General features: G+C 69.2%; 19 protein-coding genes. 11 read left to right on the top strand and 8 right to left on the bottom strand.

Annotation, left to right across the window (positions count from 1 at the left end):
• Positions 1-9 precede the first annotated feature (9 nt).
• Together LR394_RS30210 and LR394_RS30205 are read right to left on the bottom strand one after the other, a co-directional pair.
• Positions 10-2193 (bottom strand): MMPL family transporter, encoded by a 2184-nt coding sequence (locus tag LR394_RS30210; RefSeq protein ID WP_231447989.1) that lies wholly within the window; start codon positions 2191-2193, stop codon positions 10-12.
• 235 nt (positions 2194-2428) lie between these two features.
• Complete coding sequence (locus LR394_RS30205) at positions 2429-3001, bottom strand: TetR/AcrR family transcriptional regulator (RefSeq protein ID WP_231447988.1); 573 nt, start codon at positions 2999-3001, stop codon at positions 2429-2431.
• Between the two features lie 90 nt (positions 3002-3091).
• On the opposite strand from LR394_RS30205, the gene LR394_RS30200 reads away from it, so the two are divergent.
• From LR394_RS30200 to LR394_RS30190, 3 genes are all read left to right on the top strand, one after another.
• On the top strand, positions 3092-3727 hold the full coding sequence (locus LR394_RS30200; RefSeq protein ID WP_231447987.1) for a GDSL-type esterase/lipase family protein: 636 nt from the start codon (positions 3092-3094) through the stop codon (positions 3725-3727).
• Positions 3728-3790: 63 nt separating this feature from the next.
• Positions 3791-4717: an SDR family oxidoreductase gene (locus tag LR394_RS30195; RefSeq protein WP_231447986.1), complete on the top strand. Its 927-nt coding sequence runs from the start codon at positions 3791-3793 to the stop codon at positions 4715-4717.
• A gap of 10 nt (positions 4718-4727) precedes the next feature.
• A complete protein-coding gene (locus tag LR394_RS30190) occupies positions 4728-5555 on the top strand; it encodes a helix-turn-helix transcriptional regulator (protein WP_231447985.1) in 828 nt (275 codons plus the stop codon).
• A 6-nt stretch (positions 5556-5561) separates the two neighbouring features.
• Here LR394_RS30190 and LR394_RS30185 read toward each other — a convergent pair whose 3' ends face one another.
• The 4 genes from LR394_RS30185 to LR394_RS30170 form a co-directional block, all read right to left on the bottom strand.
• Entirely contained in the window at positions 5562-6002 is a 441-nt protein-coding gene (locus tag LR394_RS30185; RefSeq protein WP_231447984.1) for an ester cyclase, read from the bottom strand.
• 94 nt (positions 6003-6096) lie between these two features.
• Positions 6097-6267, bottom strand: a complete 171-nt coding sequence (locus tag LR394_RS30180) for a hypothetical protein (protein WP_231447983.1) — start codon at positions 6265-6267, stop codon at positions 6097-6099.
• Positions 6268-6323: 56 nt separating this feature from the next.
• On the bottom strand, positions 6324-7016 hold the full coding sequence (locus LR394_RS30175; RefSeq protein ID WP_407937155.1) for a GTP pyrophosphokinase: 693 nt from the start codon (positions 7014-7016) through the stop codon (positions 6324-6326).
• Positions 7017-7188: 172 nt separating this feature from the next.
• Positions 7189-7950, bottom strand: a complete 762-nt coding sequence (locus tag LR394_RS30170; protein WP_231447981.1) for an isocitrate lyase/PEP mutase family protein — start codon at positions 7948-7950, stop codon at positions 7189-7191.
• Between the two features lie 71 nt (positions 7951-8021).
• Between LR394_RS30170 and LR394_RS30165 the strand changes: the two genes are divergently transcribed.
• Positions 8022-8450: a hypothetical protein gene (locus LR394_RS30165; protein WP_231447980.1), complete on the top strand. Its 429-nt coding sequence runs from the start codon at positions 8022-8024 to the stop codon at positions 8448-8450.
• Between the two features lie 5 nt (positions 8451-8455).
• Here the strand turns inward: LR394_RS30165 and LR394_RS30160 are convergent, their stop codons facing one another.
• A complete protein-coding gene (locus tag LR394_RS30160; protein WP_231447979.1) occupies positions 8456-9499 on the bottom strand; it encodes a Y-family DNA polymerase in 1044 nt (347 codons plus the stop codon).
• A gap of 66 nt (positions 9500-9565) precedes the next feature.
• The gene (locus LR394_RS30155; RefSeq protein ID WP_231447978.1) at positions 9566-10159 is read right to left on the bottom strand and encodes a PH domain-containing protein; all 594 of its coding nucleotides are present in this window, start codon (positions 10157-10159) and stop codon (positions 9566-9568) included.
• 464 nt (positions 10160-10623) lie between these two features.
• On the opposite strand from LR394_RS30155, the gene LR394_RS30150 reads away from it, so the two are divergent.
• From LR394_RS30150 to LR394_RS30120, 7 genes are all read left to right on the top strand, one after another.
• On the top strand, positions 10624-11802 hold the full coding sequence (locus LR394_RS30150) for an NAD(P)/FAD-dependent oxidoreductase (protein WP_231447977.1): 1179 nt from the start codon (positions 10624-10626) through the stop codon (positions 11800-11802).
• On the top strand, positions 11799-12113 hold the full coding sequence (locus LR394_RS30145) for a (2Fe-2S)-binding protein (RefSeq protein ID WP_231447976.1): 315 nt from the start codon (positions 11799-11801) through the stop codon (positions 12111-12113). Before LR394_RS30150 ends, LR394_RS30145 begins: the two co-directional genes overlap by 4 nt.
• Entirely contained in the window at positions 12106-13527 is a 1422-nt protein-coding gene (locus LR394_RS30140; RefSeq protein WP_231447975.1) for an NAD(P)/FAD-dependent oxidoreductase, read from the top strand. Before LR394_RS30145 ends, LR394_RS30140 begins: the two co-directional genes overlap by 8 nt.
• The gene (locus LR394_RS30135) at positions 13524-14450 is read left to right on the top strand and encodes a dihydrodipicolinate synthase family protein (protein ID WP_231447974.1); all 927 of its coding nucleotides are present in this window, start codon (positions 13524-13526) and stop codon (positions 14448-14450) included. Before LR394_RS30140 ends, LR394_RS30135 begins: the two co-directional genes overlap by 4 nt.
• A 13-nt stretch (positions 14451-14463) precedes the next feature.
• A complete protein-coding gene (locus tag LR394_RS30130; RefSeq protein ID WP_231447973.1) occupies positions 14464-15465 on the top strand; it encodes a proline racemase family protein in 1002 nt (333 codons plus the stop codon).
• A gap of 32 nt (positions 15466-15497) precedes the next feature.
• Positions 15498-16883 carry an aldehyde dehydrogenase (NADP(+)) gene (locus tag LR394_RS30125; protein ID WP_231447972.1) on the top strand — a complete coding sequence of 462 codons (1386 nt, stop codon included), beginning with the start codon at positions 15498-15500 and terminating at the stop codon, positions 16881-16883.
• A 144-nt stretch (positions 16884-17027) separates the two neighbouring features.
• Positions 17028-17696: a GntR family transcriptional regulator gene (locus tag LR394_RS30120; RefSeq protein ID WP_231447971.1), complete on the top strand. Its 669-nt coding sequence runs from the start codon at positions 17028-17030 to the stop codon at positions 17694-17696.
• Positions 17697-18500: the final 804 nt, after the last annotated feature.

Here is an 18500-nt window from a genome sequence, read left to right as displayed (position 1 = left end):
GCTAGGTATTCACACTGTGACGGGTTCGGCCGGCTGGTTCAGACGATGGACGAGGGCCTCGCCTTCGACGTCAAGGTTCGGCAGAGCGCGCTCCAGTCGGGCGGGAAGCCACCAGATCCGCTCACCCACGATCGCCATCACCGCCGGGACGATCAGCATCCGGACCAGGAAGGCGTCGGCCAGAACGCCCACCGCAAGGCCGAATCCGATGGTCTTGATGATGATGTCGTCGCTGAGCGCGAAGCCGGCGAACACCCCGAACATGATGATCGCGGCGGCGGTGACCACCCGGGCGCTGTGCGCGAAGCCGTCGATCACGGCCTGCCGGGCCTCGGTGCCGTGCACGTGGGCCTCCCGCATCCGGGTCACGATGAACACTTCGTAGTCCATGGCCAGGCCGAACAACACGCCGGTGAGCAGCAGCGGCAGGATGAACAGCACCGGTGTGGTCACGTCCAGGCCGATCACCTCGTTCAGCCAACCCCACTGGAACACCGCGACCACCGCTCCGAGGGCCACGCCCACGCTGAGCAGGAAACCGAGGGCGGCCTTGAGCGGCACCAGGATCGAGCGGAACACCAGCACCAGCAGGACGAAGGCCAAGCCGACGACCACCAGCAGGTAGAGCGGGAAGATGTCCAGCAGTTCCTGCGAGATGTCCACCCCGACCGCGGTGGTGCCGGTGACCATCACGGTGGCATCGGTCCCGGCCACCGCATCCCGGATCGTCTCGACCAGGGCCTTGGTGTCCGCGTCGGCCGGGCCGGTGCGCGGCACGACGGTGAAGCTGGCCAGGTTCACCGCGTCGAGTTGCTGCTGGAACGCTTCCTGGGCCTGCGGCGTGTCACTGGTGACCGGCGGGATCAGCGCAGCCACGTCGAGAGTCGAAAGCTTTTCCTGCACAGCCGAAACCGCCCCCGCCTGGTCGGCGGATCCGGCCGTGTCCACCACCACCAGCAGCGGGCCGTTGGCGCCGGGGCCGAAGTTCTCGGAGATCGTGTCGTAGGCCAGGCGACGGTCACTGCCGGCCGGGAAGGTGGCGTCGTCCGGCAGGGCCAGTTCCATTTTGGCCACCGGCAGCGAGATCACGGCTGCCAGAGCCACACCCAGGACCAGCGCCCCAACCTTGAACCGGCTGACCGCCTGAACCCAGCGCTGCCCGGCCGGAGGTCCTTCCCGCTTGACCGGGTCCCGACGGCCCCGGATCACCCGGTGGCCCGCGAACCCCAGCGCGGCGGGCAACAGGGTGAGCGCGATCAGCACGGCCAGGGCGACCATCGCGGCTCCGGCCACCCCCATCTGGATCAGGAAGCCGATGCCGGTGATGCTCAGCCCCAGCAGTGCGATGATCACCGTCAGCCCGGCGAAAATGACGGCTGAACCGGCGGTTCCGACCGCAACCCCGGCTGCCTCGGCCAGCGGCCGGCCCTGTCGTACCTCCTGCTGGTAACGCGACATGATGAACAGCGCATAGTCGATCCCGACCGCCAGGCCCAGCATCGTGCCCAGCGCCGGAGTCACCGAGCTCAGCTCGATCACGCTGGTCAGCGCGGTGATGCCGAGGGCGCCGATGCCCACCCCGATCAGCGCGGTGATCAGCGGCATCCCGGCCGCGACGAGCGAGCCGAAGGTGATCACCAGGACGACCAGGGCCACCGCGATACCGACGACCTCAGCCGTGGTCGCGTGCATCTCCTCACTGAGTGCGTCACCCCCGATGTGAGCTTCCAGCCCGCCCGCCTCGAGCAGAGCCTTGGCGTCCTCGAGGGCGATCTTGTCCGGTTCGCCCAAGTCGGCCGCGAGCTCCCGGTACGAGATCGTCGCGTAGGCGACCGTCCCGTCCTCAGTTATGGTTCCTGAACTGAAAGGATCGGCAATGCCCTGCACACCAGGGCTTTTGGCGATCTCCAGAGCCTGGCCGATCAGGGCTTGATGGGCCTCGGACGTGAGCGCTTCGCCCTCGATCACCAGACGGGCGGTGGCGCCGTCGGGAGAGGTCTCCGGGCTGCGCTCCTTGATCAGCTCGAACGCGTCGGTGGACTCCATTCCGGAAAGCGTGAAGTTGCCGTTGGTCTGCCCGGACGAACCGGCGGCAGCAAACCCGACCACCGCCAGCAGCGCGATCCAGAAACCGGCCACCAGTCGGCGGTGCCGGAACGACCAGGATCCGAGCCGGAAAAGATGCCATGCCATGAGAGTGATTGCCCTTCCTAGGGCGCGCTCACCACCCAGGGAGCGCGCTGCGGCATCATCAAACTAGCCGATCGGCAAGTGGATGCCAAGGGCGAGCGACCATTTTGCTAGCCGATCGACTAGTGATGGCCGAAGGCTGGGCAGCGGCAGGGCAGAGGGCCGATCCGCAGAGGACCGGGCTGATCGGAGGCTGATCGGAGGGCTGGCCGGAGAGTTGCGGTCGGTGCCCGAGGCCTCAGCTGCTGCGTCGCCGGCGCTGGGGGACCAGGCGCTGGCCGGCCTCGATCAGGGCAGCGGCCAGGTCGTCGTCGTTCATCTCGGCGAACCGGGGGGCGCTGGCCGAGATCGCGATGCCGCTCAGCGCGACGTCGGCGCAGATGATCTGCTCCATGGTCGGGTCCTCACCGAGCAGGATGGCCATGAACCGGTCGTCGATCCCCTCGAAACCGGGTACGTGGCCCAGCCCGATCTGGGTGATGTGGGCATCGCCCCAGGCCAGGCCGAGCAGGGTGCGGTTCTGCACGACCAGCCGGACGAAGCCGTCCAGGAAGGTGCGGGTGCGGGCCGCCTGGCTGCGCTGCGCCTCGGCCTCCTCGAGCACCTCGGAGAGCCGGCGCAGCGCGGGCTGCACCACGGCCAGCACGATCTCTTCCTTGGTCTTGAAGTGGTAGTACAGCGCGGCCTTGGTCACGCCCATCTCGTCGGCGATCATCTGCAGCGAGGTGGCGCCCACGCCGTTCTTGGCGAACTGGGCCAGGGCGGCGTCGAGCACCCGCTGGCGGCCGTCGACGCGTCGGGCGGTGGTCATGGCTGCTCCTCGCAGTTCACTGGCAGGAGTTTATGCTAGCTGCTCGGCTAGTGGCGGCTCCTCCAGGCCGGATCGGTAGGGTGCTGACCTGTGACTCTGCCTGTTCGTGATCTGCGTACCTGTTTCGTCGGAGACTCCTTCACCGCCGGGGTGGGCGACAGCACCGCGCTGGGCTGGACCGGGAGGGTCAGCGCGGCCGCGATCCGTGAAGGCGCCCGTCAGGGCTACGCTTTCACCGGTTACAACCTCGGCATCCGGCGGGACACGTCACAGGACATCGCGGCGCGGATCGTTGCCGAGACCACCCCGCGGCTGAGCCCGGCCGAGGACGCCCGGGTAGTCCTCGCCTTCGGTGTCAACGACACTACGCTCGCCGGGCACGGGCATCCTCAAGTTTCGGCTGAGCAGACCCTGCAGGCGCTGCGCTCCATTCAGCGGCAGATGCCCGCCACCGGGCTCTTCTTCGTCGGGCCACCGGCCATCGACAACGAGGAACAGAACGAGCGGATCGCCGTCCTGGACACCCACCTCAGCGGACTGTGCCGCGAACTGGACATCCCGCACGTCTCCAGTTTCTCCAGCACCGTGAGCAATCCGTTGTGGCGCCAGCAGGTTCGCGAAGGCGACGGCGCGCACCCGGATGCCGGCGGGTACGAGATCCTGGCCGGCCTGATCATCCCGCCCCTGCTGGCCTGGCTCAGCCAGGGATCAACAGACCGTGGATAAGCCAGGGGCCGGACACCAGACTCGTTGAGGAAGCACCACCCACCTCGACGACAAGGAACGAACATGCTCACCATCCCTGACCTGTCCGGAAAGCTCGCGGTTGTGACCGGTGCCAGCGACGGTGTCGGTCTGGGACTGGCCACCCGCCTGGCCGCCGCTGGAGCGGAAGTGGTGATGCCCGTCCGTAATCGACGTAAGGGCCAGGCCGCGATCGAGAGGATCAAGCAGACGCAACCCCGCGCCGTCCTCTCGTTGCGGGATCTGGATCTTTCGTCGCTGGAGTCCGTGCACGCGCTCGGGGCGACGCTGAACCAGGAGGGCCGGGCGATTCACCTGCTGATCAACAACGCCGGGGTGATGACGCCGCCGGAACGGCAGACCACGGCGGACGGGTACGAACTGCAGTTCGGCAGCAATCACCTGGGGCACTTCGCCCTGGTCGCACACCTGATGCCGCTGCTGCGGGCCGGGCGAGCCCGAGTGACGTCGCAGGTCAGCGTGGCCGCCCAGAGCGGGCGGATCAACTGGGACGACCTGAACTGGGAACGCTCGTACCACGGGCAGCGCGCGTACGCGCAGTCGAAGATCGCGTTCGGGCTGTTCGGGCTGGAACTGCAGCGCCGCAGTGAGGCCGGGGGATGGGGGATCACCAGCAACATCTCGCATCCGGGGATCGCGCCGACCAATCTGCTGAAGGCCCGGCCCGAGATCGGCCGGCCGCAGGCCACCATGGGTGGGCGGATGATTCAGTGGATGGCGGACCGGGGCCTGGTGTTCGGGACGGTGGAATCGGCTGGTCTGCCGGCATTGATGGCGGCGGTCGGTGCGCAGGGGGAGCCGGGGCGGATGTACGGGCCGAGCCGGTGGATGCACCTGTCCGGGCCGCCCGCCGAGCAGAAGCTCTACCGTCCTCTGCGCAGCGCCGAGGAAGCCGCCCGGATCTGGGAGGTTTCCGAGGAGCTGACCCGTACCAAGTTCCTGGTTGGGTGAGACTGAGCGCATGGATCGTGCTGAGCTGGCTGACTTCCTCCGCAAGCGCCGGGAGGCCCTGCAACCGGAAGACGTAGGGCTACCGCGGGGTCAGCGCCGACGCACCGGTGGGCTGCGCCGCGAGGAAGTGGCTGCGCTGTGCGGAATGTCGGAAAACTATTACAGCCGGATCGAACAGCAGCGAGGGCCGCAGCCGTCGGCCCAGATGCTCGCCGCCATCGCCCGGGGGCTGCATCTGTCGCTGGCCGAACGCGACCACCTGTTCGAGGTCGGCGGCCATCCGGTACCGCAGCGCCAGCTGCGCGGGGACCACATCACCCCGGGCATGATGCGCATCATCGACCGGCTGGAAGACACGCCCGCGCAGGTGTTGAACCATCTGGGCGAGACGTTGAAGCAGACCCGGCCGGCCATCGCCCTGATGGGGGACGACCAGCGCTGGACCGGCAAGGCCCGCAGCCTGGGCTACCGCTGGTTCACCGAACCGGAGGCGCGGTGCATCTACCCGCCGGAGGACCACGACATGCACAGCCGGATCTTCGCCGCGGGCATGCGCGAGCGGTACGGGCGCAAGCTGCCCCGGGTGGCCGAGTACGTGGACGACCTGCTGGCGAAAAGCCCCGAGTTCGTGCGGTACTGGTCGGAACACGAGGTGGGGCTGATCTACACCGAGGGCAAGCGGTACCTGCACCCGCAGCTGGGCGTGCTCGACCTGCAGTGCCAGACGCTGGTGGATCCCGAGCAGCACCAGACCCTGCTGGTGTACACGGCCGCGCCGGGCACCGAGGCCTACGAAAAGTTGCAACTGCTCAGCGCGGTCGACTTTTCGACGCTCTGAAAGGTCTCAGGCCGGAACGTACTGCCGGCCGATCTGCTGCACCACCCACAGACTGTCCGCGTTGGCCCAGTACTCGCGGATCAGGCCGTCGCTGATGCGCAGGGTGTCGGTGCCGTAGAACTCCACGGTCCGGCCCTTCGCGTTGGGGGCGGTGCCCGGCAGCACACCGGTGTAGGTGCCCTGGGCCTTCCAGCGCAGGATCACGAAGTCCCCGTCCTGGAAGGGGCCCAGCTGCACCTTGAACCGGAGGTCGGCAAAGACCGCGTGGGCGCCGGAGATCCAGCGCTCGAGCAGGTCCCGGCCGGTGTTGTCGGCCGCCGCGCCTCCGAACAGCGGCGCGGCGTGGGAGACGAAATCGGTAGCGACGATGCTGGGGGAGAGGGCGAGATCACCGTTCCAGAGGTCGACCCAGGCGGCGGCGAGTTCGGCAGGGGTTTGATCAGGCATCCGAGCATCCCTTCGGTGTCTGGACGCAGCCGAGTAGATCATCACCGCGGGCCGGGCGCCACCGGTTGGCCGGTTTCGGGTCGAACGGCAGACGTCAGTGCGTGCGTTCGCCGTCGGGGTGCGGCTTTTCGTCGGTAAGCGACTTCAGCGCATTGTCCCAGCGGTCGCGCTCCTCGAGGTAGATCGGCACCGCGATGGGGGCCGGCATCAGGCAGACCCCGATGCGGGTGAGGACGCGGTCCAGGTGCATCAGCCAGAGACTCATGGCCACCATCCAACCGGTTGGTGACCGGGCTGTGGGAGGCCCGGTCAGCACCCGGATCAGGTGCTCGGGTCGGCCTGGAGCGAGAGCTGCCACAGGCGCTGCAGCAGGTCGGGGTCGAGCTCCGGGCCGGGCTGCAGATCGGTGCGCCCGGCGGCGCCGTGCACCTCATGGTGCAACTGCTCCATCTGCAGGTCGAGCTGCTCGGCCGCGTCGGCGGCCTGCTTCAGGTCGGCCCGCAGGTCCTCGGGCACCTCGCGGTCGTACTTGTAGAAGATCTTGTGCTCCAGGCTGGCCCAGAAGTCCATCGCGATGGTCCGCAGCTGCAGCTCGACGATCACCGGGACCGGGCCGGTGGACAGGAACACCGGGATCTCGACGATCGCGTGCAGGCTCTGGTAGCCGTTCGCCTTGGGGTTGGCGATGTAGTCCTTGACCTGGATCAGCCGCACGTCGTCCTGCGAGGTCAGGGCCTCCAGCACGCGGTAGGTGTCGGCCCGGAAGCTGCAGGTGATCCGCACCCCGGCGATGTCGGTGATGTGCCGCCGGATCGAGGGCAGGCTGGGGTGCACACCCCGCCGGGCGACCTTCTCCAGGATGCTGACCGGGGTCTTGACCCGGGAGTTGACGTGCTCGATCGGGTTGTAGCGGTGCAGCTGCAGGAACTCCTCGCGCAGAATCGAGACCTTGGTCAGGATCTCCTGCACGGCCCAGCGGTACTCCATCTCGAACCGGTTGAAGTCGTCGCGCATCCGGCGGAAGAACTCGATCCGCTCGGCGTCGAGCGACACGACCTCGGCGGATGCCACCAGCTCGCCCGCCCGATGCTCCGGGTCGGCCGCCCCACCCACGATTACCTCCAGCACGTCTTTACCGATCACGTTCCGTTAGGGTAACCCGCCGACCTGAAGGCCTGGTGAACCCCTACCTCGGGCGGCTGAACGCCTGTACCTGCTGGTAGCTGACGGTGTCGGCGGGAGCGGGCCGGTCTTGAGCCAGTTCGTTCGCCGTCTGTAAGGCAGCGGTCAGGGCCTGGCGGTAGAGCAGCGAGCCGGTGCTGATCCGGGCGACGCCTAGTTCGGCCAGCTGGCTGCGGGTGTACCTGGGCGAGGCCAGCACGTTCAGCGGCAGCCCGTGGGCCAGTTGCGCGATGTCCGGCTCGGTGAGCGGGCCCGGTACGAACACCCCGTCGGCCCCGGCGTCCTGGTAGGCCTGCAGGCGGGCCGGGGTGGACTCCAGCTCGGAGCTCAGCCAGTAGGTATCGGTGCGGGCGTTGACGAACAGGCTCGGTGCGGCGGCCTTGACCGCGGCGATCTTGGCCGCGTGCCGGGCCGGATCGACCAGGGCGCCCTTGGTGGCGTCCTCCAGGTTGATCCCGCACACCCCCAGCTCGGACAGCTGCGCCGTCAGGTCGGCCAGTTCGGCCGGATCATCGGTGAAGCCGTCCTCCAGATCCACCGTGACCATCGCCAGAGGCACGATCTGGCGGACCAGCGTCAGGGTTGATTCCCGGCCCTGACGGGTGGCGTCCGGCAGGCCCTGCGCAGCGGCGATGCCCAGGCTGGTGGTGCCGAGCGCCGGGAACCCGGCCTGGGCCAGCAGTGCGGCCGAGGCCACGTCCCAGGCGTTGGGCAGGATGAACGGCTGCCCCGGGCGGTGCAGCGCGGCGAATCTGGTGGTCGGCATGGGCTCCAGCTTGCCCTCTTCTGTCATGATCACGGTTTCTGCGGGTCCGGCTCGGCGGAATGGTGGGCAACGTGCACTGGGGATACAAGGCGCTGACCGGGGTGATGGTCGGCTCGTGGATGGTGGCGGGGTACGCGGTGCTCTCCGGGCTGGACGGTTGCGCCGCCGACGAGGTGGTCGAACGGCACGAACGGGCTCTGGACCTGGTGGTTCACCAGTTGCCCGCCTCCCAGATGGACGTGGCGTCCTTCGACGGCTGCACCGAATCGGGCGGCGGTCCGGCCGCGAGCATCGCCCTGGTCGGCACCGAGGACCCCTTGCCCGGCCTGGTGCGCGATCACGGGTGGACCCAGCTCGAGCGCAGCGAGTTCGAGGACCCGACCGCTCTTTCCGAGGGATACCTCCAGTTCGAGGACGCCTTCGTGGTGATCTCCCTGTTCGAGCCGACCGTACCCGAGGGCAGCCGGGCTCTGGAGGTCTTCGTGGTCAAGGCGCCCTGAACGTCTCAGAACAGCGTCTGGGGAACCTGGTCGGCGGGCATCAGGCCGGTCAGCGTCACCCTCAGGCCGCTCAGCGGTGGCAACGGCTCACTGCGCAGCAACCGGCTCACCGTGCTGCGCCACCCGGAGCGCTCGGTACCGGCCGTCAGGTCGCTCTGTTTTCGGCGCAGCGGGCTGCCCTGGTCGCTGGGCTGCATGGTCAGCGTGATCCCGGTGCCCACCAGCCCGGCCTTCTCGGCCCGGCGCAGCACCCGCTCCAGGCAGGTCTCGGCCAGCTCGGCAGGCGTGTGATCCGCCCGCCCGTAGCCGGAGGTGGACGTCTCGGCGCTGAGTGACTCGCGATGCTGCACCGGCCGGACCTGGGCGTCGTCGGTGCCCGCGCGGATCTGGCCCAGCCGCCGGGCCATCCCGGTGCCGCAGATGGACTGCAGCTGGTTTTTCGGGATCCGGTCGAGGTCGAGCAGGCGGTGCACATCCAGGTCCCGCAGCCGGGCAGCCGTCTTCGGCCCGATGCCCCAGACCTGGCCGATCGGCAGCTCGGCCCGCAACCGGGCTTCCTGATCCGCCGCAATCACGTGCAGTCCATCGGGTTTGGCCGCCCGCGAGGCCAGCTTGGCGATCAGCTTGGTCCGGCCCACGCCGACGCTGACGGCGATGCCCAGCTGCGCGGCCACCTCGGCCCGGATCGCCTGGGCGGCCTGGCGGGCGGCGGACTGGTCCGGCGCCGCGACATCCAGAAAGGCCTCTTCCATCGAACCCGGCTCGACCGCGCGGGCGTGGCGGTGGAACACCTCGAACAGGGCGTCGGCCACCTCCTCGACCTCGGCGTGCGGCACCTCGAGCACCACCAGCTCGGGGCACTGGTACAGCGCCTCCTGCACCAGCGTGCCGGAGCGCACGCCCCGGGCCCGGGCCGGGTAGTTCGCGCTGGCGATGATGACGTGGTTGACCACCGCGACCGGCCGGGCCTGCAGCTCGGGCCGGGCCCGGAGGGCGACCGAGGCGAAGAAGCAGTCGGCATCCGCGTGCAGCAGCGGGCGTTCGAACATGTGTTCGATCATAGCCGCAGAAAAGAGGGCGGGTGCTCCGTGTGCACCCGCCCTCTGTGTTCGCGGTTACTTGCCGGCGCGGAACCCGGCCTGGTCCGGCTCGGTGATCGGCACCCGGGTACCCGGCGCCTTGGTCTTCTGGGTGATCTTGGCGTCTGAGGGCGCGAAGATGATCTGCGAGATCTGCTGGTAGTGCAGGTCGGAGTCGGGGATGTAGTTGATCGAGCTGAGCGCCTGGTCCTGACCGGCGGACTCGACCACGAACCGGCCGTAGCCCAGGATCTGGCCGGGCACCGTCCGGTCGTAGCGCATGTCGGTGACCTTGGACATCGGCATGATGTCGACCTGGCGGGTGATGATCCCGTGCACCCGCATCAGCCGCCGGTTGGTCGCGATGATCAGCTCGTCCCACCACCACCACAGGTGCAGGCCGAGCCGGGCCAGCAGGATCAGCCAGGCCCCGGCCGCGATGGTGACGAAGAGGCCGCTGGTCAGGCTGGTCAGCCAGGCCAGCATCACCAGGCCGAAGATCGCGCTGGCGGCCGGCTCGAACAGGATGATCCAGTGCCGGCGGAACATGAAGACGATGTTCTCGCTGGGGATCAGGTAGCGGTCGAGCTCGGCCGGGACACCCGGTCCGTAGCGCTCCGAGTGCCTCATACCGGCCACCCCTTCTCGCGGTTGCGGGGTGCTCGCGCCGGTGCTGCGCAGAGCACGGCATCAGGTGTGGTGCGTGAGGACGACATCAGCCCGTGCATGCTTCTTACTAACACGGTGCTCCGAACGAGTGAAGCGCGCCATGCTGGTGAGGCGGATGTCACGCACCGCTCGCGGTGGGTCGTGGGGGAGATTGAAGGACGCTGTGGCTGGGTTCCCGACTTGGTGGCACCTTGGGCTGGTGGTCGGCTTGATGGGGAGCAGCAGGCGGAGCGGTCGGCTTGAATGGTGGTTCAGTGCCATGTCACACCGCAACTGCATTGACGTGGAGCCGGACCTCTCCAGCTCTGGCCAACCCGGCCGGTGAATGCTACGGCCGTGTTAACTCCTACGAGATAGCCGTATTCGCGGCGAGCGAGGTGATCTGACGGGTTCTCAACGGCTTGTCCCTGTGCAATATTACAGGCGTGGCAGAGCGAGGGCGCGTCATCGTAATCGGGGCTGGGATCATCGGCGCCGCCATCGCCCGCTCCCTTGTGCGCGGCGGGAGCGACGTGGTGGTGCTCGACCGCGGTCCTTCCGCCGGGGGAACCTCCTCCAGCGGCGAGGGCAACCTCCTGGTCTCGGACAAAGGCCCAGGTAGCGAGCTGGAACTGATGCAGCGCTCGCTAGAACTGTGGCGCGAGATCGGGCCGCAACTGCGCGATGAGCTGCCGTCGGGCTTTCCGGGCCTGGAACTGGAGTACAAAGGTGGGCTGGTCGTCGCCACCACCGAGCAGGGTGCGCAGGGCCTGCGGGAGTTCGCGGCTCAGCAGCGCACGGCCGGTGTGCTGGCCGAGGAGGTGGGAGAGGAACAGGTGCGCCAACTGGAGCCGGACCTCACCCGCAACTACACCAGCGCCGTCTACTATCCGCAGGACGCCCAGGTCCAGCCCGTGATAGCCACCGAATCACTGCTCGCCTCGGCCCGTTCCGGCGGGGCCCAGGTGCACCAGGGCGTTGAGGTGCTCGGCGCGGTGACGAGCGGCAGCCGGATCACCGGAGTGCGCACCAGCAACGGCGACTTCCTGGGCGATGCCGTGGTGGTCGCGGCCGGGCCCTGGTCAGGACAGCTGGCCGCGAAACTCGGCGCCTCGCTGCCGGTGAAGCCCCGGCGAGGAACGGTCATGGTCACCACCCGCATGCCTCAACGGATCCAGCACAAGGTCTACGACGCGGACTACGTCGGCGCGGTCGGCTCCGGGGCCGCCGATCTACAGGTCTCCAGCGTGGTCGAATCCACCGCCGCGGGTACCGTGCTGATCGGATCGTCCCGGGAACGGCGCGGTTTCGACGACCGGATCGAGGCCCGGGTCCTGGCCGCGCTCGCAGCCAAAGCGCTTCTGCTGTTCCCCTTCCTGTCCGACGTCGCGGTGATGCGGGCGTACGGCGGCTTCCGGCCGTTCATGCCGGATCATCTGCCGGTGATCGGAGCCGATCCGCGAGTTCCCGGCCTGTGGCATGCAACGGGGCACGAGGGGGCGGGCATCGGCCTGAGTCTGGCCACCGCCGAGATCCTGACCCGCGAACTGCTGGAGACCCCGGGCGAGAATCCCTTCCGGGTCGACCGTCCCAGTCTTCAGCCCTATCTGGAGGAGGCCGCGTGAGGGGACCTCGTCGTCTGCCCGCCGAGCAGGACCCGGTCCGCCCGAAGGACTCCGGCCCGGTGACGATCACCGTGGACGGTGAGTCGCTCAGCGGCCTCCAGGGCCAGAGCATCGCCGGGGTGCTGATGGGCAACGGCCGGCAGTCGTGGCGGCGCAGCCCGCGCACCGGTCGGCCCCGCGGCGTGTTCTGCGGGATCGGCGTGTGTTTCGACTGCCTGCTCACGGTGAACGACATCCCCGACGTGCGCGCCTGCCAGCGGCGGGCGGGGGAGGGCGACGTGATCACCACGCAGGAGGCTTCGGATGTCTGAGAAGGCCTGCCAGGTACTGATCATCGGCGGTGGGCCGGCCGGGATGTCCGCGGCCCGGGCGGCTCTGGCCGGTGGCGCGCAGGTGGTGCTGCTGGAAGCCGGCGATGCCCTGGGCGGGCAGTTCTGGCGGCATCTGCCCGAGTCGCGCAAGGGCGGCGAGGAGCAGGTGCTGCACCACAAGTGGCGGCACTTCAACACCGTGCAGCGCGAACTGCGCGACGATCCGGGGTGCGAAGTCGTTCTCGGCGCGCACGTCTGGGCGATCGAGCGGCCGGACGGCGGCCAGGCCCCAGCGGTGCACGTCATGGTCGGCCCGCCGGACGGCGCCGATCGCGAACCGCGCACCTACCTGCCCCAGAGCATCATTTTCGCCACCGGTGGGCAGGAACGCACCTTGCCCTTCCCCGGCTGGGACCTGCCCGGGGTGTACACCGCCGGTGCGGCCCAGGCCTTGGCCAAGGGCGAACGGGTCGCGGTGGGGCAGCGGGTGCTCGTGGCCGGTGCCGGTCCGTTCCTGCTGCCGGTGGTCACCAGCCTGATCAGGACCGGGGCCACGGTGATCGGCGTAGCTGAGGCATCAGGCTGGAAACGACTTGCCAAGGGCTGGCTTTCGCGTCCCTGGGAGCTGGCGGCCACTCGCTCGAAGGCCGGTGAGCTCGGCGGCTACCTGCGCGAGATGGTGCATCACCGCGTGCCCTATCGCGCCGGGACGACCGTGATCGCGGCACACGGCGAGGAAAGTGTCGAATCGGTCACCCTTGCCAGACTCGACGCCGACTGGAAACCTGTTCCTGGCACGCAACGCCGGGTCGAGGTCGACGCGGTCTGCGTGAGCCACGGGTTCGTCCCGCGCACCGAGCTCGCCCTCACGGTCGGCTGCACCGTCGACGCCCACGGATTCGTCGTGGTCGACGACCAGCAGCGCACGTCCGTCGAAAACGTCTTCTGCGCGGGAGAGCTCACCGGCATCGGCGGAGTCGATCTGGCTCTGGCCGAGGGAGAGATCGCCGGGGCCACCGCCGCCGGAACGCAACCCCGAGCGTCCGTTGTCAAAGCCCGTAACGTCTTTCGGGCCTTTGCCGAACGCCTGCAGACGGCGCACGGCATCCGGCCCGGATGGCAGACCTGGCCCGAACCCGGCACCACGCTGTGCCGCTGCGAGGACGTCACGGTCGGCGAGGTCCGCGAGGTGGCCGCCGCCACCCAGGCGCGCGGGCTGCGTTCACTGAAACTCACCACCAGAGCCGGTCTCGGGCCGTGCCAGGGCCGCACCTGCGGCCGCAACACCGAAGAGATCCTCAGCTCCTGCGGTCTGCTCGATCCGGGCCGCACCGCCCGTCGTCCGATCGCGATCCCGGTCCGGCTCGGCGAACTCGCCGCCACCACCAGCTCCCAACGAGAGGAAACGCCATGAGCGCCACCGACCTGCGCGGCGTCATCGTCGCCACCGCCCTGCCGTACAAGGAGAACCCCTCGGCCCCGGCCGGTCTCGAGGTGGACTACGACAAGTTCGCCGAGCACTGCGACTGGCTGATCAGCAACGGCTGCCGCGGCGTGGGCCCGAACGGCTCGCTGGGGGAGTACTCCTCGCTGACCGACGCCGAGCGCCGCAAGGTGATCCAGGTCGCGGTCGAGACCGTGGGCGATCGCGGCGTGGTCGTGGCCGGCGTGCACGGTCCCGGCTGGCACCAGGCCAGGCACTGGGCCGAACTGGCCGCCGAGGACGGCGCGCACGGCGTGCTCTCGCTCCCGCCGACCATGTACCGCGCCTCGAACTCCCAGGTGGTCGAGCACTTCGAGAAGATCGCCGAAGTCGGCCTGCCGGTGATGATCTACAACAACCCGATCGACACCAAGGTCGACCTGGTGCCCAAGCTGGTCGCCGAGATCGCCCAGATCCCGAACATCTCGGCGATCAAGGAGTTCAGCGGCGACGTCCGGCGGATGTTCGAGATCTCCGAACTGTGCGACATCGACGTCATCGCCGGCGCCGACGACGTGCTGTTCGAGCTGATGGTGGACGGCGCGGTGGGCTGGTTCGCCGGGTTCCCCAACACCTTCCCGCGCGAGTCGGTGGAGATCTACGAGCACATGCGGGCGGGCCGGGTGAACGAGGCCCGGGAGCTGTACAAGCACCTGGTCGCGGTGTTCCGCTGGGACTCGCGGGTGGAGTTCGTGCAGGCGATCAAGCTGGGCATGGAGATGGTCGGGCGTTACGGTGGCCCGTGCCGCCCGCCGCGCGGCCCGCTCACCGCCGAGCACACCGCTCAGGTGCGCGCCGACATGGAACGCGCGATCGCGGGCCTGGAATCGCTGAAGGCCACCGCCTCCGTCTGAAAGAGGTTCTGACATGCGGTCCACGAGGCTCTACTCGGCGGTCGACTCGCACACCGAGGGCATGCCGACTCGGGTGGTCACCGGGGGCATCGGGGTGATCCCCGGCGCCACCATGAACGAGCGCCGGCTGCACTTCATCGCCGAGATGGATCACATCCGGCGGTTCCTGGTGAACGAGCCTCGTGGGCACGCGGCGATGAGCGGCGCGATCCTGCAGCCGCCCACCCGCCCCGACGCCGACTTCGGGGTGCTCTACATCGAGGTCTCCGGCTGCCTGCCGATGTGCGGGCACGGCACCATCGGGGTGGCCACCGTGCTGGTCGAGACCGGCATGGTCGAGGTGAGCGAACCGGTCACCACGATCCGGCTGGACACCCCGGCCGGGCTGGTGGTGGCCCAGGTCGCGGTCAAGGACGGGCACGCCGAGTCGGTGACGCTGGAGAACGTCCCCTCGTACTGCGAGCGGCTCGACGAAGTGGTGCCGGTGCCCGGCCTGGGCGAGGTGCCCTACAGCCTGGCCTTCGGCGGGAACTTCTACGCCATGGTCGATCTGGCGGCGGTGAACCTGCCGTTCGACCGGGCCCGGCAGCAGGACATCCTGCAGGCCGGCCTGGCGATCATGGACGCGATCAACACCCAGAACCCGCCCAAGCACCCGACCATCGACGGCGTCGACCACGTGCACCACGTCGAGTTCATCGCCCCCGGCTCGGACGCCCGGCTCTCCCAGCACGCGATGGCGATCCACCCCGGCTGGTTCGACCGTTCCCCCTGCGGCACGGGAACCTCGGCCCGGATGGCAGAGTTGTACGCACGTGGTGAGCTGCCGCTGAACCAGGACTTCGTGAACGAGTCGTTCATCGGCAGCCGCTTCGTCGGCCGGCTGGTCGGCGAGACCACGGTCGGCCCGCACCGGGCGGTGTTGCCCACGATCACCGGGCGCGCCTGGGTGACCGGCATCGGGCAGTACCTGCTCGACCCGAGCGACCCGTACCCGGAAGGGTTCACGTTCTAAGCCACTTGGCCGTTCTAGTGCAGGAAGACGACATGACTACAGAGCTGGACCAGATCCTCGCCGCCGCGGCCGTCGTTCCGCTGACCGGGCCCTCCAGCCCTTCACCGGACACCCGGGCCGGCTGGCTGGAAGCGGTCGCCGCGGCGCTCGACGGTGCCGCCGAAGAACTGGTGGAGCTGGCCCAGAACGAGTCCCACCTGCCCACCGCGCGGCTGACCGGTGAGCTGAAGCGGACCACGTTCCAGGCCCGGCTGTTCGCCACGGCGCTGCGCGAGGGCACGGTGCTGCCCACCCAGATCGACCCGCCGCAAGCCGAGTGGGGCAGCGGCCCACGCCCCGACCTGCGTCGCACGGTGCTCCCGTTGGGGCCGGTGCTGGTGTTCGCGGCGAGCAACTTCCCGTTCGCGTTCAGCGTCTTCGGCGGCGACACGGTCTCGGCCCTGGCAGCCGGCTGCCCGGTCGTGGTCAAGGCTCACCCGGGGCACCCGGTGCTCTCGCGCCGGACCGCCGCGCTGGTCGAGCAGGCGCTCGCCTCGGTGGGCGCGCCGGCGGGTGTGTTCGCTCTGATTGAAGACGTCGAACCGTCCTTGAGCGCGCTGCGGGACCCCCGGATCAAGGCCGTTGGGTTCACCGGTTCCACCGCGGGTGGGCGCGCGCTGCACGACATCGCGCTCTCCCGCCCGGAACCCATCCCGTTCTACGGCGAGCTGGGCAGCGTGAACCCGGTGGTGGTCACCGCCGAGGGCTGGGCCGAGCGTTCGGACGAGATCGCCTCCGGCTGGCTCGATTCGCTGCTGATGGGCTCCGGCCAGTTCTGCACCAACCCCGGCCTGGTGTTCGTGCCCGACGCCGAACAGTTCTTGGCCGGGCTCTCGCTGCCGGCCCCGGGGCGGATGCTGAACTCGCACCTGGAGAAGGGCTTTGCCCAGTCGGTCGAGGTGATGGCCGGACTGCCCGGCGTGGCGCAGGCGCAGGCCGGCCCGGCCAACGAGCAGGGTGTGGTGGCCCGGGTCTTCACCGCCTCGCTGGCCGACGTGGTGGCCTCGCCCCAGGCCCTCGACCTGGAGATGTTCGGCCCGGCCGGGCTGGTGGTCTCGTACGGCGACGACCTGTTCGGCCTGCTCGAACTTCTGCGCACCGTGCCCGGCCAGCTCACCGGCACCGTGCAGGGCACGACCGAAGGATTCGAGGCCGGGGCACTGACCGCGGTGCTGAGCGCTCGGACCGGGCGGGTGCTGTACAACCAGTGGCCCACCGGCGTCAGCGTCACCGCGGCCCAGCAGCACGGTGGCCCCTATCCCGCGTCCACCAGCCCGCTCAGCACTTCGGTCGGTCTGGCCGCGATCGAGCGCTTCCAGCGTCCCGTCGCCTTCCAGAACTTCCCCCCGGCCCTTCTGCCCGCCCACCTGCGCTCCTGATCCACGCGGATCACCCGGACGTGGTCGCAGTTCCTTGCGATCACGTCCGGGTGAACCTGACTCGTTCGTGAAGGCTCTAGGGTTGGACAGCGCGTAGGGACGGGTGCCTGCCGGTTTCGCAGGCCCGCCGGGGAGGTAGAGGTCGTGGTTTCACACATCGGTCCGCTGGCCGTGAGCGCCAACCTGCGGGGCACGGTCGAGGAGGCGCTGGCTGCGGCCATCGTCTCCGGTGAGCTGGGGCCCGGGGAACTGCTCACCGCCCCCACCCTGGGCGCCCGCTTCGGGGTCTCGGCCACGCCGGTCCGCGAGGCCATGCTCAACCTGCAGAAGCGCGGCTTCGTGGAGGCGGTGCGCAACAAGGGCTTCCGCGTCACCGAGGTCAGCGAGCAGGACCTGTGGGAGATCGTCCGGCTGCGCCAGCTGCTGGAGGTGCCCCCGATGCGCGACATCGCCCGGACCATCCAGCCCGCCTCCTGCGCCGAGCTGCGGGTGAAGGCCGACCTGATCGTGCGCAGCGCCGAGGCAGCCGACATTCCCACGTATCTCGACGCCGACGTGGACTTTCACCTCACCCTGCTGAAGCTGACCGGCAACCGGCGCCTGGTCGAGATGGTCCGCGACCTGCGCCAGCAGACCCGGATGGTCGGCCTGGTGAACATGATCGGCACCGAGGAACTGGCCCGCTCGGCGGTGGAACACCACCACCTGATGGACCGGCTGGAGCAGGGCGACGGCCGGGGTGCGGAGCAGCTGATGCACGCCCACATCGAGCACGTGCTGGGCTGGTGGAACGGCCGGGTCGAGCGCGACTGAGGGCAGTGCCATTGCACAGCCCCCAACTGCCTGACCAGCGTCCGTGACCTGGCAGGAGCTCGCACAGCGCCAAAACCCCAGGTCAGCTCACGGCTCGCCAGCGCAACCCCTGGTGATGTGGGGACGCTGGCTGGTGAAGCTTGATGCTGGCCGGCGAGCATGGGGCCGGCTGGCGAAGTGTGGACGCCTGCGGGTGAAGTCGGATGCCGGCCGGCGAGGGTGGGCACCGGCTGGCGAAGCGGGGCGCTGGCCGGTGAGCATGAGGTACCAGCTGGCGAAGCGTGGACGCCTGCGGGTGAAGTCGGATGCTGGCTGGCGAGCATGGGGCCGGCTGGCGAAGCGGGACGTCTGCGGGTGAAGTCGGTTGCTGGCTGGCGAGGGTGAGGTACCGGCTGGCGAAGCGGGGCGCCGGCCGGTGAAGGGGGCACTGGCTGTTGATGCCGGGACGCTGGCTGGCGAGGGGAGTACCGGGTGGTGAGGCAGCGGCCCCGGGTGGTGAGGCAGCGGCACCGGTTGGTGAAGCAGGGAAGCCGTTTGGTGAAGCGGGGGCACCGGCCGTGAAGGTGGATGCTGGCTGGTGAAGCTTGGGTGTGTGCTCAGTCCGGTTGCTTCATTCGGCTGGTCAGCCTAGCTGTTCCCCCGGTGGCTGAGGCATTTCGTGGCCGGGCGCGTGGCTCTGCCGGGTCGACCCAGCTAGTTTCAGCTCGCGGACCTGGCCGCTGCACTGGCCAATCCACCTGGTCAGCCTGGCCACTTCGACCGCCTGAGCCGCTACGCCACGTCACCCAGCCAAGACGCCACCCA

This window comes from Kineosporia babensis (genome assembly GCF_021129305.1).
In the GTDB taxonomy this organism is placed as follows: domain Bacteria; phylum Actinomycetota; class Actinomycetes; order Actinomycetales; family Kineosporiaceae; genus Kineosporia; species Kineosporia babensis.
This window is presented reverse-complemented; position numbering and strand designations above follow the sequence as displayed.